Consider the following 13,060-nt stretch of genomic DNA (forward strand, 5'->3'; position numbering starts at 1 on the left):
GTGGAATCCAGAAAGATTCGGGTCGGTATCGACACCGGCGGAACATTCACCGACGTCGTGGCTGTGGACGAGGAGTCCGGAGCCGTCGTCACCACCAAGACACCCTCGACGCCCGCCGACCCGGCGCAGGGATTCCTCACCGGAATCGAGAAGGTGCTCGCCAAGCTCGGTGAGACCGGCGACGCGATCGGCGCCGTCAGCCACGGCACCACCGTCGCCACCAACAAGCTCCTCGAGGGGAAGGTCGAGAACCTCGGGTTCATCACCACCGAGGGGTACGAGCACGTTCTCGAGATCGCCCGCCAGTCCGTTCCCGACGGCTACGGCAACTCCTACTTTTGGGTCAAGCCCGACCGCATCGTTCCCGCCGACCGCGTCCGCACCATCGGCGGCCGGCTCGCGTTCGACGGCAGCGAGATCCGCCCCCTCGTCGAGGACGACGTCCGCGAAGCGGCCCGGTTCTTCGCCGAGCGCGGCATCCGCACCATCGGTGTGTGCCTCATGCACTCCTACGCCGACCCGAGCCACGAGAACCGTGTGCGCGACATCCTCCTCGAGGAATATCCCGAGGCCACGGTGAGCATCTCCAGCCAGGTGCTACGCGAGTACCGCGAATACGAGCGGTCAATCACCACGCTCGTCGACGCGGCCGTGAAGCCGAACATCCGCAATTACGTGAACAACATCGCGAACCGGCTGCGCGAGTTCTCCTCCGACGAGGGTGAGGCTCGCGACATCCCGTTCTACGTGATGAAGTCGAACGGCGGTGTGCTCTCCGCCAAGGAGGTCGTGCACCAGCCGATCACGACGGTGCTGTCCGGCCCGGCGGCCGGCGCACTCGGTGCGGCGCTCATCGCGAGTGTCGCGGGTGTCGAACAGGTCCTCACGTGCGACGGCGGCGGAACGTCGACCGACGTCACCGTCGTGGTCCGCGGTGAGCCCGTGCTCACCACCGAGGGTCGGGTAGGGGCGTACCCGTCGAAGATCCCGATGATCGACGTCGTCACCGTCGGCGCCGGCGGCGGCTCCATCGCCTGGCAGACCCCCGAGGGCACGCTCCGTGTCGGACCGCAGTCGGCGGGCGCCGACCCCGGCCCGCTCTGCTACGGCAAGGGCGGCAACGAGCCGACGATCACCGACGCCCACGTGCTGCTCGGCCGTATCCCACCCCACCTGCTCGGCGGCGAGATCCCCCTCGACACCGAACTGGCCCGCAAGGGCGTCGAGCAGCTCGCCCACCAGTTGAAGCTCGACTTCGAGGCGTGCGCCACCGGCATCCTCGAGGTGTCGGCGTGGAACCAGGCCAACGCGCTGCGGCAGATCACCGTCAAGCGTGGCCTCGACGTCCGCGACTTCACCCTCGTGACGTTCGGCGGATCCGGTTCGCTGCTCGCCTGCCGGCTGGTCGACATCCTCGGTCTCAAGGACGTCCTCGTCCCGCTGAACCCGGGCAACGTGTCGGCATTCGGGCTGCTCACCGTCGACGTTCGCAACGACTACGTGCAGACCCACGTCTGCAGGCACGACCGGTTGAAGATCGAGGAACTGCAGTCCGGGCTGGACGCGCTCGCCGCCGAGGCCGAATGCGCACTCGCCGACGAGGGCTTCGGCGAGGCGGAACGCAAGTACGCGCGCTCGGCCGACCTCCGCTACCTCGGCCAGGCATTCGAGGTCCGGGTGCCCGTCAGTGAAGGTCCCGTCACGCAGGAGTTGATGGACGACGCCGCGGACCGGTTCCACCAGGCACACAAGGAACTGTACGGCTACGACTTCCGCGGCGACCCGCACCAGCACGTCGAGTGGGTCAACCTGCGCGTCAGCGGCATCGGCCCGATCAAGCGCCCGACGCTGAACGAGATCGCGGCGGGGACCGGAGCGGAGTCCGCCGTGACCGGGACCCGTCCGGCGTACTTCGACGAGTGGGTCACCACCCAGGTCTACGACCGGGCCCGGCTCGGCGCGGGCGACGTCCTCGAAGGTCCGGCGGTGATCGAGGAATTCAGCTCCACCATCCCCGTGCACCCCGGTTTCCGGGCGCGGATCGACACCTTCGGAAACATCCGCATTACCAAGATCGCCGACTCGAACGGAGCGAACCGATGACCGTCACCACCGAACCCTTTGCAGTGCAGGCGGTCAAGCCCTACCGGCTGACCCCGGTCGACGGCGCGACACCCGACCCGGTGCTGGTGGAGATCGTCGCCGGCTACCTCGCCAGCGTCGAGATGGAGGTCGAGACGTCGATCTCGCGGACCTCCCGCTCCCCCATGATCCGCGACGCCCACGACTTCCGCGCAGGCATCCACGACCGCAACCTCCGGAAGCTCACGGGCCGTTCGTATTCGGCGCTGGTGCACCCGGTGGCCCGGGACTTCCCGCTCGACACGATGAAGCCCGGCGACGTCTACTTCCACAACGACGTCTACCTGTCCGAAGGCGGCATCGGCCACCTCCCCGATCTCTGCGTCACCGTCCCGGTGTTCGCCACCCGGCCGGGCGAGGAGGAACCGTCCGTCGTCGCGTTCGTGCAGGCATTCGGCCACCACGACGACATCGGCGGCTGCTGCCCCGGATCGATGCCATCCGGCGCGACCACGGTGTACGAGGAGGGCCTGATGGTCCCGCCGATCAAGCTGTGGAATCAGGGTGTGCCCAACGAGGCCGCACTGCGCATCATGACCCGCAACTCGCGGATGCCCGACGCGCTGGCCGCCGACCTCGACGCCGAGTGCTCGGCCTGCCTCATGGGGGCCCGTCGCCTCACTGAACTGTTCGAGCGGTACGGCTGCGACACCGTCGAGGCCTGCTTCGACGCCATGATGGACGCGACCACCGAGACGTACCGCCGGGAAATCCTCAGCAAGATCCCCAAGGGCGAGTACACGTGGGAGGACTACGCCGAACACGACGGCGTCGACGAACCCATGCTGCACCGCCAGCGGATCACACTCACCAAGACCGGCCCCGAGGACGAGGGCGGCGAACGCCTCATCCTCGACTTCAACGGCACCGGACCGCAGGCCAAGGGCCCCATCAACCACTGCGGTGACTACGCCGACGGCAACTTCCTCATCAAATGGCTCGCCCCGATCCTGCGCAACCTCGCCGACAGTCCCGAGCGGATGGCGGAACTCGACGTCAACGAGGGTGTCGTGCCGTTGATCGAGATGAAGTTCCCGGAGAAGGGCACACTGATCACCCCGATCTTCCCGGCACCCACCAACGCCCGGACGTTCGTGATCCTGCGGCTGCTCGGCGTGCTCGCCGGCGTCGTCGCGAAGGCCGTCGACGGGAACATGCCCGCCGACCAAGAGACCATCCGCTACACGGGGGTATACGGCGAGGACTTCGACGGGCACTCGTACCTGATGCGGGAGGTGCTCGGCGGCGGGTCCGGCGGCAGGCACTACGCGGACGGTGAGGACACCATCCACGTCGTGCCCGACTCACGGAACCTGCCGACCGAGTTCACCGAGAGCCGGTTCCCGTTCATCGTCGAGAAGCTCGGCCTGGCGAAGGACTCCGGCGGCGCCGGACGCTACCGCGGCGGCCTCGGGTACGAAAAGCACATCCGGATGCTCAAGGACGCGAACTTCATGTCGATCGCCGACCGCTCGATCCTGTCCTGCTGGGGAGTCAAGGGCGGCAGGGCCGGACATCCGTTCTCTGTGGTCCTCGACCCCGGCGGCCCGAACGAGCGCGAGTTCGACGCGCTGACCGACGCCGAACCGATCAAGGCCGGCGAAGTAGTGCGCATCCGCACCACCGGCGGCGGCGGCTGGGGTGACCCGCTCGACCGTCCGATCGAAGAAGTCGTCCGGGACGTGCTGTGGGGCAAGGTGTCCGCGGAGGGCGCACGCGCCGACTACGGTGTGGTGCTGGCGTCGTCGACCGGGGAACCGGTCGCGGACGTCGACGCCACCGACGCGCTGCGCGAGCAGATGCGCGCCGACCGCGGCCTCGACGAGCCCTTCTTCGACCGCGGTCCCGGCTACGAACGTCTCTCCGGCGGCGCGAAGTTCGCCGAGTTCGACTTCATCGACGGGTGATCCGATGACCGAGTCACTCTCTCGCGCCGCCGAGATCGCTGTCATCGGCGCCGCGGGGAAGACCGGAGCCGCCGTCGTGACGGCGCTCGAGGGACTCGCTGACGTACGCCGGGTGGTGCACACCGCCCGGCGTCCCGCCGACTTCGCCGTCGACCTCGAAACGGGTGTGGGACTGGCCGAGGCGCTGTCGGGGTGCCGGGGCGTGTACTTCATCGCCCCCAACGTCCATCCCGACGAGCCCGCGCTGCTGCGGAACGCGATGCGCGCCGCGGCGTCGGTGGGCGTCGAGCACCTCGTCTACCACTCCGTGGCCTGGCCGTACACCCCGCTCATGCCCCACCACGTCGACAAGGCGTGGTGCGAGGACGAACTCCGGACGTTCGGCGGGCTTCGGTGGACCGTCCTGCAGCCGTGCGCCTACGCCGAGAATTTCGGGGCGGTGCTGGCGGGCACGGCGACGACCGTCGAACTGCCCTATAGTCCCGACGCGGCGTTCTCGTTTGTCGCACTCGCGGACGTCGCCGAGGTGGCCGCCCGAGTGCTGATGGAGGGCCCCGACATCCACCACGGCGCCACCTACGAACTCGGCGGCCCGGAGCCCCTCAGCGTGCGGGACCTGTGCGCCCGGGCGGGTGGCCCGGTGTCGGTGAAGCAGGTGTCCGTCGACGAGTGGATGTCGCGGCACGGGCGGGACCTGACGGACGATGGTCGCGCGCGACTGTCGGCGATGTTCGAGTTCTACGACCGGTACGGATTCCTCGCGGGCAGCGCAATGTTCGAGTCGCTGCTCGGGCGCCCGCCCACCACCCTCCCTAGCGGGAACTGCCCAGCCGGGGCGCGCACGCCGGGGACGTCGCGGTCAAAATACTGACCGCGAGCCGCGACGCCGCACTCGAGACCGCCGAGAAGGTCACCCGCAGCAAGGCGCCGAGGGTGTAACCGACGCCCTGCGTTCGGTCCGCACCGGCACCGCCACCCGTGTCCCGGCATCGGGCGAGTTGCCGATCGAGGACTTCGACGAGCTCAACTTCTCCCAGGCCGTGGCCGCGGTGAAGGAACTCACCGATCCCGCCGACGTGCGGGCGATCGTCGCTTACGAGGAAGCGAACAAGAACCGGCACGGGGTCGTCTCCACCGCGCAGACCCGGCTGGCCGCGATCGCCAAGGAAGTCGCCGGCCTCACCTGACCCGGACGCAGCGGGTGCCGGGGCCGGCAGCATCCGCGGTCCCACACCCGTTCCATGCGAATACCCCCGCAGCCTCGAGGGATCTGCGGGGGTATTCCTCTGCAACCAGGCTCGAGCGGGACGGTTGCCGGCCCGACCTGGCACCTGCCTATTCGGCGAGTTTCGCGACTGCCTGCGCCCAGAGGAAGAACTTGTTGGTACCCAGATCCGCGACGGTCTTGATGTTGAACGCCGCCTTGAGATATTCGGCGTCGGACTCACTCACCCCCTCGAGCGCGGCGACCGGGGCCTGGGCGAGTTCCTCGATCGGACGGGTTTCATAGGCCTTGTCGAACTTAGACGCGATACCTGCCATGCGCTGACCTCCATTACTCGTTGTGGTTCCATGGTCGAGCCGCCGCACCTGCTGCGGTCGATCAGTTCGTATGGAGCGGAAAGGGTGTGCGGTTGATCAGTCGGGCTGCGTGCGGCGTCGCGCCTGGCGGCGGGCGTGGCGGGCGATGAGATGCGCTCTATTCTTTTCGCTGCGGAAGATCTCGTGGTTCACTGCCTGTTCGATCATGCCTGGGGCCTCGAGTACTCGCTGCGCAGCCAGACGCATCAACTCGGCACGATCGGACCCGACTCGTGCGGCCAACCCGTCGAGCTTGTCGAGGAGTGGGGCGTCGAAGTGCACATTTACCCTGGCGGAGAAGATTTCGGGCCGAAGATCGCGCAACGGTGCGATGTGCTCCAGGTCTGCGGTGAGATCACCCGGCGTGTCGAGTAGGCGCCGAAGGGCAACCCGAAGAAGAGCGGTGCTGAGCTTGTCCCCGTGCCGGCTGGCGAGGCGCCAGATTTGTTGCTTGGCTGATGGGTTGACCATGACCTCGACCTTGTCGGACAGTTCGGTCCGCTCCGCCTCGCGGAGCATCGGATGTTTGTAGCGGCCGGGGGTTTCCAGGAATCGGTGCAGGGCAATCCGCATGAGGGCGCTGACCGTGGTGTCGTACTCGGCGGCCAGCGCCGTGAACTTCTGCGCGGTGTCCGGTTCCAGTTTGAGCGTGAGCATGACCAGCGGGATCGCCCGCCGGACTGCCGAGAGTCGCCGCGCTTCCGCGAGGCGGTTGCGGACGGCTTTGGGCTGGGTGATCAGTCGTTGGCAGGCGACGCGGATCAGCGCCCCGAACCGGCGAGGGCCGATGCCCTCGGCCATCGCGTCGAGTCGGTGTTTGGTCTCTGGGTCGAAGCGCAGCGCGATGGGATCGCCCACCGGGATCCGCCCTGGCCTCGACTCCGTCATCCCTCAATCTTCCCGTCCTTCTCGTCCTTCTCCTCCTTGTCGTCCTTCTCGTCCTTCTCGTCCGCCGGTGCGCATGAGTGTGCCCCGGGATCGGCCAGCCGTTCCATCACTCGCACTCGGCTGTGATCGCCGATGCAGGACACCACTGGGTGATTTCGAGACTCCCCCGCTTGTTACCGGTGGGAATTGCGAACGTACATGCCGCCAGCCATTCTCCCCGGGAGGTACGCCCCCAAGCCCGGAGCAATCCGCGGACTCGAACATCCAGGTCGAGCCCCTCGGCTCGCACTCGAAGGGGCAGGTCGTTCGCGGATCGTCCGCCGTCGTGAGCGATGGCGGCAGAGACGTCGACCAATATCCGCTGGGGTGGGTCTACGACCCGCCACGGCTTCGGGTCGTAGACCGACACCCATCGTTCGAACACACTTTCGATCCTAGCTGCTATCGTGATGGTCGCCGCCGCCAGCGGTCGGTGAGGGAAGCGCAGGCCGCTGGCGTCGCCGTTCGTTTCCACGCCGCGCTGGCGTTCTACCTGGCACGATAAATAAACCCGTCCTGGGCGGTGAGAGCAACGAGGAGACCCGTATATGGCATTGCCCGTCATGACCCCCGAGCAGCGTGCAGAAGCACTGGAGAAGGCCGCAGTAGCGCGGAAAGCACGGACCGAACTGCTGTCCGCGGTAAAGGCCGGTGACCTCACGGTCGCGGGCGTCCTCGCAAAGGCGGAGACGGACGAAATCGTCAAGAAGACCAAGGTGTCAGCCCTGGTGAAAGCCCTGCCTGGCGTCGGGAAGGTACGGGCAACGCAAATCCTCGAAGAGCTGGCGATCGCTGACACCCGCCGGATCGGTGGCCTGGGCACCAACCAGCGTCAAGCACTCCTCGACATCACCGCCTGACCCGACAAAGACCGGAACATCAGCGCCATCGGCGCCGTTGAAGGACGCGACGGTGTTCGACCCAATGCCCCGGGTACCACATCAAAATCGTCGCTTCGAGCGACCACTTGCCGAGAGGCGCACTGGCGGGCACCGTCACCCTGACCGGGTCAGACCTACAGTGCGTAGCGTGCCCGAGCAGGTAACGAAGCCGCTGACACCACGAGGTGCCGGCGGCTTCCCACGTCAGAGGCACTCGAAGCGCCAGGTCGGGACCTGGCTTTGCCGCCCTGCGTCAGCTCCGTCGATTCACATTGCCCGAGCCCTCACGTCGATGCGGCGCGTCGACCGGGACCGACTGGGGTAAGGCGTGGATCAGGCGTGCCCGGTATTCCGGAGTATCGGGCGTGTTCAGGCCGCGCCCGGTTCTCCAGTGAGCCGGCGCGGCCGCCTCGTGTCGAGATGGGGTCAGTGTGCTGCGTCGAACGCTTCCTGGATCTCGGCGGGGATCCGGCCTCGTGCGGACACTTCGTAGCCGTTCGCGGCCGCCCACTCCCGCACCTCCCGGGCCCGCGACCGGGACCGCGCCGAGCCGGCCTTGGCGGTCGGGCGACGCTTCTGGCCGCCGACCTTGGCGGCATGTTCGATGTAGAAGTCCATCGTCTTGAGGAATTCGCGGGCGTTCTTCGTCTTGAGGTCGATCTCGTAGTCGACACCGTTCACTGAGAAGGTGATGTGCTCGCCCTTGCCGGCCTCGATGACAGTGCCGTCGAGGTCGTCGACCAGCTCCACGACCATTTTCCGCGCCACCTGTGGACTCCTTCTGCTTTCGGAACAGCCAGGCAGGACACTACTGCCCCGGCGACGAAAGCTACCGGCTTCATTGTCGCGCAGGAAGACAATCACCATGGATAACGGCTCGTCGGGGCGGACAATCAGCGGATGAGCGGTGCCGACCGGGGGCTGATTGCTCCGATGTTGGCGCCCCTGGGCGCACCGCCCGAGGGTAAATCGAGTGGGTCGTGGGCTGCGGAAAACAAGTACGACGGCTGCCGACTGCTGACCTCTGCCGGCGGCGACCATCGTGGAGTCGTGGGGTTTTCCGGCGCGCACGAGTCGGGCGATAACGGTGAACAGTTCGCGATGGATGGGTCGTTCGAAATCTCCAGCCTCGAGGGCGGCGACAGCCCGGGCCGCAGCCTCGCTTGGCGCCCACAAGAGAGCGCACAGGCAGAGGGCCTCGACATCGGTATGCGTGTTGGTGTCGATGTCGCCGACCTGAATCTGGTCGGTGTCGACGGCGGTGTCATCCGGGACGAGCGCGAGGGCGGCGGTCATTGAGCGGTCCTTTCGTGATGCCATGTTCGGCGGGCCGGGTCGGTGGGGTGGGACTCAGACAGCCACGAGTGCTTTGATGCGGTCCGGACGGAAACCGCCCCAATGCTGGTCACCGGCAATGACGACCGGGGCCTGGCTGTAGCCAAGCGCCCGAAGAGCGTTCACAGCGCGAGGGTCGCCCTCCAGATCGATCACGGAGTACTCGATCACCTCTTTATCGAGACCGTGCGCGGATGACCTACGGATTCGATCCGCTGGATCCGTCGATGGCGAACGATATTCCTGTCGACGCCGCGGTGCTGTTGCGAAGTGTCGCTCCGGATCTGACCGACGACGAGCGCCTCGACATACTGCGACGCACCGCGATGTCCGCGGGTTCCCCCTCGATCGTGTCGGCAGCGACGGCAGGTGGGTCCGGATCGATCTTGTTGCCGCGTCCGCAGCGGCGTAGGGCGATGTACGTACCCGAAGCTGTTGCAGCGCTTGACCGTCGTATGAACGTTCCCGGCCTGTGAGCTCACTCCGGCCACGTCTTCTCAGGGTTCGAGTTCCGGGTCTTCCCCGATGTTGCTTACGGCATGCGGGTGATTGACTGGGAAAAGCGGCTCGGACATCTTGCTGAATTCCGCTTATGCGTACTCGAATTCGACCGGAAGGTTTGTCATGAACCTGATCGTGCGCCCTTCGGGCCCTGATGATGTATCCGTGCTTCGGGGCGGGATATGCATCGCAACCGTGGTGGCATGCCTGCCGTATCTTCTGCTGAAAGTCGCATGGATCATGGGTTGGACGATCGGCGTCGAGGATGCCGGTTTCGCCGACACCACCCGGGTCGCCAATCTCGCTACCTCCGGTATGGAACTGGTCGCGATCGTGATCGCGATCGGACTGGTCGCCTCGTGGGGAAGAAAGATCCCTGCCTTCGCAATCGCTTTCCCCGTCTGGGTTGCGACCGGTCTGCTCGTCCCCGTTGCAGTCGGTTCGGTGCTGGGCGGTGTGATCCAAGCGGTGACCGGTGGCGGAAACGCATACAGCGGCAACGACGAAATGGCCGGATGGGTATTCGGTTTGGTGTACGGAGGCTTCGCGCTGCAGTCCGTCCTACTGTTGGCCGGTTTCGTTCTCTACGCGCGCGACCGCTGGGCGGTCGTAGCCGACGGTGGCCGCATGCATGACGGCGCCGGAAAGACCCGTCCCCTGCAGAATCTCCTGGGGGCTGTCTTCGTCGTCGCCGCGACGATCTTCGCCCTTCAACAGCTGAGTTGGGCGGTATGGGGTGGTGGGATGTTCTCCGATCTGACGACCGCTCAAAGGGTCTTCCTCGTAGCGGGGGCCCTGTCCGCTGTCGCAGGTGCCGCAGCCGTGGTCGGTCTACTCAGGGGGAAGCGACTCACGATCTCCGGGCTGACGCTCATCTGGTTGGGCACCTCCGTGACGTTCACCAGTGCGCTCAAAGACACGTTGACGACCCTCGCTGTGGACGCCGAGGCCTGGGGCGCGTCCCGCCAAGATCCGGGCAATGCGGCGCTGACCCTGCTTGTCCTACTCGGCGCATTCGCTGGCGCCATCGGAGGTGCGCTGCGTCTCGTCGAGGAAGTGTCTCCGGCGAGCGAGGTCTCGAAGGTCGCGGCGTGAGTATGTCAGACCACGAATCGTCGGCGTTGCCGCGCTTCGCGCAGAGAAAGTTGTCCAACTCCAGACCCGCTCGGGATTCGTCTTGTACACCGATTGGTGCGTATCCCGACGCTGCACTACGAACTTTCCGGTGTCGCGGACCTACCCCAATAAATAAACAGAGCGTTCAGCCCCCCAGGGTTCTTCGGCATGGGCCCAGTCAGTCAGCTCAGAGGTAATGGTCAACGGTCAAACCCTATCCATAACCCAGGCACCTACCCGTTCAGCGTCCAAGTGAAGTACCTCGTCCCGGCCGATTCCTAGCGCAGCCAGCACACTCGCTGGGCCCCACATCAGGCCTGTCTGTCGCGCGCCTGGGCCATCCGATCAGCCAAGCGGTACACCGCCCGCTCGTCAGGGATACCGACCATCCTGGCGTGCTCGTGGGCCGCAAGGAACGCCGTGACCTCTGCATTCCCCCGGTTGGCGGTCTCGGTGCTGGAACGCCCGGCGTGCCTCGGCCAGTTCCTCGAGGACCAACCATTGGAAGCGATCTAGCGTCGCCGCGATTTCGGCCATCCGCGCCCGCTGCGATCGAGCCTCGCGCCACCGCCCGGCCAGGGATGACCCAGACAGCAGCGCATCGACGACGGCGCCCCGGAACTCGCTGATCACGGAGCGGCCGTTCCCTCATCACCGGCCACGCTGGACACAGTCCGTCCACTTCGCCTTTGGTCATCCCGCAGGGTCGCGCGGGCGAGCATCTGCTCCATCTGGGGCCACCCGAACCGGAGATCGGCGGGATCATCCCCGCGCGGGTATCCAGGTCCGGCTCGAACGCAGTGAAGACGACCCTCGCCGCCGGTGCGAGAACAGGTTGCTGCAGCCAGGTAGTCCACACGCGAGTTCCCCGGGGCAGGCACAAGGACTTGAACCGGTCCAGGAGAATATCAACATAGGCACGAATCCCGAAGCCCCGTCGGCGGGCGCGGGCGCGGGTGCGGGACGGCAGTACGACGTCGGCGGGTGCGCTGGTGTTGTGGGGACTTCCCTCAGACAGGGGTTCGGCCGGGAATGCGTACACATTCTCGGCCGGATCTCTGCTTCTCGAGTCTTTCATCGTTACCGATTACTCTCTCGATCCGCGAGTTCCAATATACGCGCGGACCGCGGCCAATCGCAACGGCCGAATTTACGCTCACGTGCCGCCGGGATGCGATTTCTGACCGAGGGTTTCGGCGCCGATCGTCCCTGACAGGAATACCTCCCGGGAGGACACTGTGAGGTATGCGGAGCGTGTTCGCGCACCAAGCTGTTCTGTTCATGACTTCGGAGGCTGATATCGGTGCCCCCGGGGCCGCGGTGACGTCCGCGCTTTGCACTCATGAGGGCCGTCAGCGGCCCTGCTCGCTGGCACCGCACCGCACACGCGGCCCGTGACGGCGTGGAGGTCCGGATCCGGGTCGTGTTCGCCGTCGACCCGGCCCATGAAAGCGCTGTCCGGTGCCGCATCGAGAGGGCGCTGGCCACCGGCCACCTGTGTGGGCCAGGCGTTGCCAACACCGAATGGCAACTAGGCAGCTGCGCCCCCGCCGCCCCGACCGCGGGAGAAAACGAGCAGGTCACCCACCAGTTTCCTGACGCCGGATGAGTCACCCGGCGCCCCCTTGAAGGATGAATGCTATCCGAGGCGATCCGGATTCGCGGAACTGCAGAGCATGACAGCGGCCCGGCTCCCACTGTGCTGGTGAGTCGAGCTGCTGCCGTCCTGGAACTAGGCCCCGAGCGGTCAGCCGATGCCGATGCCACCGCCGAAGGTGACGCTCAACCACTTCAGGAAAGCGTCGAATGCGACACTGAAGTCAATACCTGCAGAGCCCATCAGAAGTCACTCCTTACCCTTGTTACATTTCCACGGGATCCGTTGATCCGCGCTTACTTGCAAATCGCCGAAAATCCCGAATCGTTTCACGGCGCGGAATATCTTTCGGGTTTATCGATTCGAACGATCGACCAATTCCCATTTGGACATTCGATCATCAGCCGTCCTGGACGAACAGATAATTAAAAAATGTCTAGACCGTTGTGGCCTACACAGAGCAGTTCGCCTCGGCACCGTTGCGGCCGGCGGTCGTTGGAGCAGATGAAGGCCGTCGCATGTCATCGACCATGACGCGACAGGGCGGGTAGTGGCGAGATTCCCACACTCGGCTGTGCACGGACCCGCACGGACCCGAAACCCACTGGACCGACTGCTCTGTCCCGGCAGGCCGTTTCCCACTCAGGCGTTGGTGACTATTCGGCGAGCTCTCCGACCTCGGCGGTGGTAGTGACGGGTTCGAGCCCGATCTGTGGCCATCCGGCGATCAGCGTGATGGTTCCGGAGGTGGGGAGGGTGTTAATCCAGTACCGGGGCACGGTGCGGTACTCCATGCCTTTCCCCACCCCGGTGTTCGTGGTCAGCGGGTAGTACGGGTCTGCCTCACCGGAGAGGTCGTCGACTCCGATGGTCACGGTCAGATATGACCACTGGGCGGAGAAGTCGTCGCAATTGGTCAGGGCGCGGGTTTCGTGGCGGGCGATCTCGGCGCAGATCTCGGTGGCGGTCAGCGCCAAGCGTATCTGCATCCCGGAGGGGTAGGCGATGATCTCCGAGAGCTGAAGCCGCACACAGTGCAGGTCGGCGAGAACCTTGGGGCCGTGCCCGTCTGC

The 13,060-nt window shown here is 66.0% G+C and carries 13 protein-coding genes and 2 pseudogenes; 8 read left to right on the forward strand and 7 right to left on the reverse strand.

Features of this window, described 5'->3' with window-relative positions; all coding sequences use genetic code 11:
- From L1080_RS34595 to L1080_RS34610, 4 genes and pseudogenes are all read left to right on the forward strand, one after another.
- Nucleotides 1-2,103 carry a hydantoinase/oxoprolinase family protein gene (locus L1080_RS34595; RefSeq protein WP_250776781.1) on the forward strand — a complete coding sequence of 701 codons (2,103 nt, stop codon included), beginning with the start codon at nucleotides 1-3 and terminating at the stop codon, nucleotides 2,101-2,103.
- Nucleotides 2,100-4,049: a hydantoinase B/oxoprolinase family protein gene (locus tag L1080_RS34600; protein WP_250776780.1), complete on the forward strand. Its 1,950-nt coding sequence runs from the start codon at nucleotides 2,100-2,102 to the stop codon at nucleotides 4,047-4,049. The genes L1080_RS34595 and L1080_RS34600 overlap by 4 nt, the downstream gene beginning before the upstream one ends.
- A 4-nt stretch (nucleotides 4,050-4,053) precedes the next feature.
- The gene (locus tag L1080_RS34605) at nucleotides 4,054-4,920 is read left to right on the forward strand and encodes an NmrA family NAD(P)-binding protein (protein WP_250776779.1); all 867 of its coding nucleotides are present in this window, start codon (nucleotides 4,054-4,056) and stop codon (nucleotides 4,918-4,920) included.
- Nucleotides 4,872-5,236 (forward strand): annotated as a pseudogene (locus L1080_RS34610) (ferritin-like domain-containing protein); the annotation flags it as partial. The gene L1080_RS34605 and the pseudogene L1080_RS34610, both read left to right, overlap by 49 nt.
- Nucleotides 5,237-5,384: 148 nt before the next feature.
- On the opposite strand, the gene L1080_RS34615 reads toward L1080_RS34610, so the two are convergent.
- The 3 genes from L1080_RS34615 to L1080_RS34625 all read right to left on the reverse strand — a co-directional run bounded on the left by L1080_RS34615 (nucleotide 5,385) and on the right by L1080_RS34625 (nucleotide 6,942).
- Nucleotides 5,385-5,591, reverse strand: a complete 207-nt coding sequence (locus L1080_RS34615; protein WP_250776778.1) for a hypothetical protein — start codon at nucleotides 5,589-5,591, stop codon at nucleotides 5,385-5,387.
- A gap of 96 nt (nucleotides 5,592-5,687) precedes the next feature.
- On the reverse strand, nucleotides 5,688-6,518 hold the full coding sequence (locus tag L1080_RS34620) for a ribbon-helix-helix protein, CopG family (protein ID WP_250776777.1): 831 nt from the start codon (nucleotides 6,516-6,518) through the stop codon (nucleotides 5,688-5,690).
- Between the two features lie 106 nt (nucleotides 6,519-6,624).
- Nucleotides 6,625-6,942 (reverse strand): hypothetical protein, encoded by a 318-nt coding sequence (locus L1080_RS34625; RefSeq protein WP_250776776.1) that lies wholly within the window; start codon nucleotides 6,940-6,942, stop codon nucleotides 6,625-6,627.
- A 163-nt stretch (nucleotides 6,943-7,105) separates the two neighbouring features.
- Here L1080_RS34625 and mihF point away from each other — a divergent pair, with 163 nt between their 5' ends.
- Nucleotides 7,106-7,417, forward strand: coding sequence for an integration host factor, actinobacterial type (gene mihF, locus L1080_RS34630; RefSeq protein ID WP_208963953.1), 312 nt, complete (start codon nucleotides 7,106-7,108; stop codon nucleotides 7,415-7,417).
- A 447-nt stretch (nucleotides 7,418-7,864) separates the two neighbouring features.
- Here mihF and L1080_RS34635 read toward each other — a convergent pair whose 3' ends face one another.
- The 3 genes and pseudogenes from L1080_RS34635 to L1080_RS34645 form a co-directional block, all read right to left on the reverse strand.
- Nucleotides 7,865-8,206 (reverse strand): histone-like nucleoid-structuring protein Lsr2, encoded by a 342-nt coding sequence (locus L1080_RS34635; RefSeq protein WP_250776895.1) that lies wholly within the window; start codon nucleotides 8,204-8,206, stop codon nucleotides 7,865-7,867.
- 321 nt (nucleotides 8,207-8,527) lie between these two features.
- Nucleotides 8,528-8,758: pseudogene (locus L1080_RS34640) on the reverse strand (hypothetical protein); the annotation flags it as partial.
- Nucleotides 8,759-8,788: 30 nt separating this feature from the next.
- On the reverse strand, nucleotides 8,789-8,980 hold the full coding sequence (locus L1080_RS34645; RefSeq protein WP_250776894.1) for a glutaredoxin family protein: 192 nt from the start codon (nucleotides 8,978-8,980) through the stop codon (nucleotides 8,789-8,791).
- On the opposite strand from L1080_RS34645, the gene L1080_RS34650 reads away from it, so the two are divergent.
- The 3 genes from L1080_RS34650 (at nucleotide 8,968) to L1080_RS34660 (ending at nucleotide 11,999) form a co-directional block, all read left to right on the forward strand.
- Nucleotides 8,968-9,249 (forward strand): hypothetical protein, encoded by a 282-nt coding sequence (locus tag L1080_RS34650; RefSeq protein ID WP_250776899.1) that lies wholly within the window; start codon nucleotides 8,968-8,970, stop codon nucleotides 9,247-9,249. The genes L1080_RS34645 and L1080_RS34650 overlap by 13 nt on opposite strands.
- A 148-nt stretch (nucleotides 9,250-9,397) precedes the next feature.
- Nucleotides 9,398-10,369 carry a hypothetical protein gene (locus L1080_RS34655; protein WP_250776898.1) on the forward strand — a complete coding sequence of 324 codons (972 nt, stop codon included), beginning with the start codon at nucleotides 9,398-9,400 and terminating at the stop codon, nucleotides 10,367-10,369.
- 1,363 nt (nucleotides 10,370-11,732) lie between these two features.
- On the forward strand, nucleotides 11,733-11,999 hold the full coding sequence (locus tag L1080_RS34660; RefSeq protein ID WP_250776775.1) for a hypothetical protein: 267 nt from the start codon (nucleotides 11,733-11,735) through the stop codon (nucleotides 11,997-11,999).
- A gap of 644 nt (nucleotides 12,000-12,643) precedes the next feature.
- Here the strand turns inward: L1080_RS34660 and L1080_RS34665 are convergent.
- Nucleotides 12,644-13,018 (reverse strand): hypothetical protein, encoded by a 375-nt coding sequence (locus tag L1080_RS34665; protein WP_250776774.1) that lies wholly within the window; start codon nucleotides 13,016-13,018, stop codon nucleotides 12,644-12,646.
- Nucleotides 13,019-13,060 lie beyond the last annotated feature (42 nt).

The organism is Rhodococcus sp. MSC1_016 (assembly GCF_023667485.2).
Lineage (GTDB): Bacteria > Actinomycetota > Actinomycetes > Mycobacteriales > Mycobacteriaceae > Rhodococcus_F > Rhodococcus_F oxybenzonivorans.

Coding starts and splice junctions, on each gene's coding strand:
- L1080_RS34650 (WP_250776899.1), top strand. CDS start 8,968: ATGACCTACGGATTCGATCCGCTGGATCCGTCGATGGCGAACGATATT.
- L1080_RS34620 (WP_250776777.1), bottom strand. CDS start 6,518: ATGACGGAGTCGAGGCCAGGGCGGATCCCGGTGGGCGATCCCATCGCG.
- L1080_RS34660 (WP_250776775.1), top strand. CDS start 11,733: ATGAGGGCCGTCAGCGGCCCTGCTCGCTGGCACCGCACCGCACACGCG.
- L1080_RS34615 (WP_250776778.1), bottom strand. CDS start 5,591: ATGGCAGGTATCGCGTCTAAGTTCGACAAGGCCTATGAAACCCGTCCG.
- mihF (WP_208963953.1), top strand. CDS start 7,106: ATGGCATTGCCCGTCATGACCCCCGAGCAGCGTGCAGAAGCACTGGAG.
- L1080_RS34655 (WP_250776898.1), top strand. CDS start 9,398: ATGAACCTGATCGTGCGCCCTTCGGGCCCTGATGATGTATCCGTGCTT.
- L1080_RS34600 (WP_250776780.1), top strand. CDS start 2,100: ATGACCGTCACCACCGAACCCTTTGCAGTGCAGGCGGTCAAGCCCTAC.
- L1080_RS34605 (WP_250776779.1), top strand. CDS start 4,054: ATGACCGAGTCACTCTCTCGCGCCGCCGAGATCGCTGTCATCGGCGCC.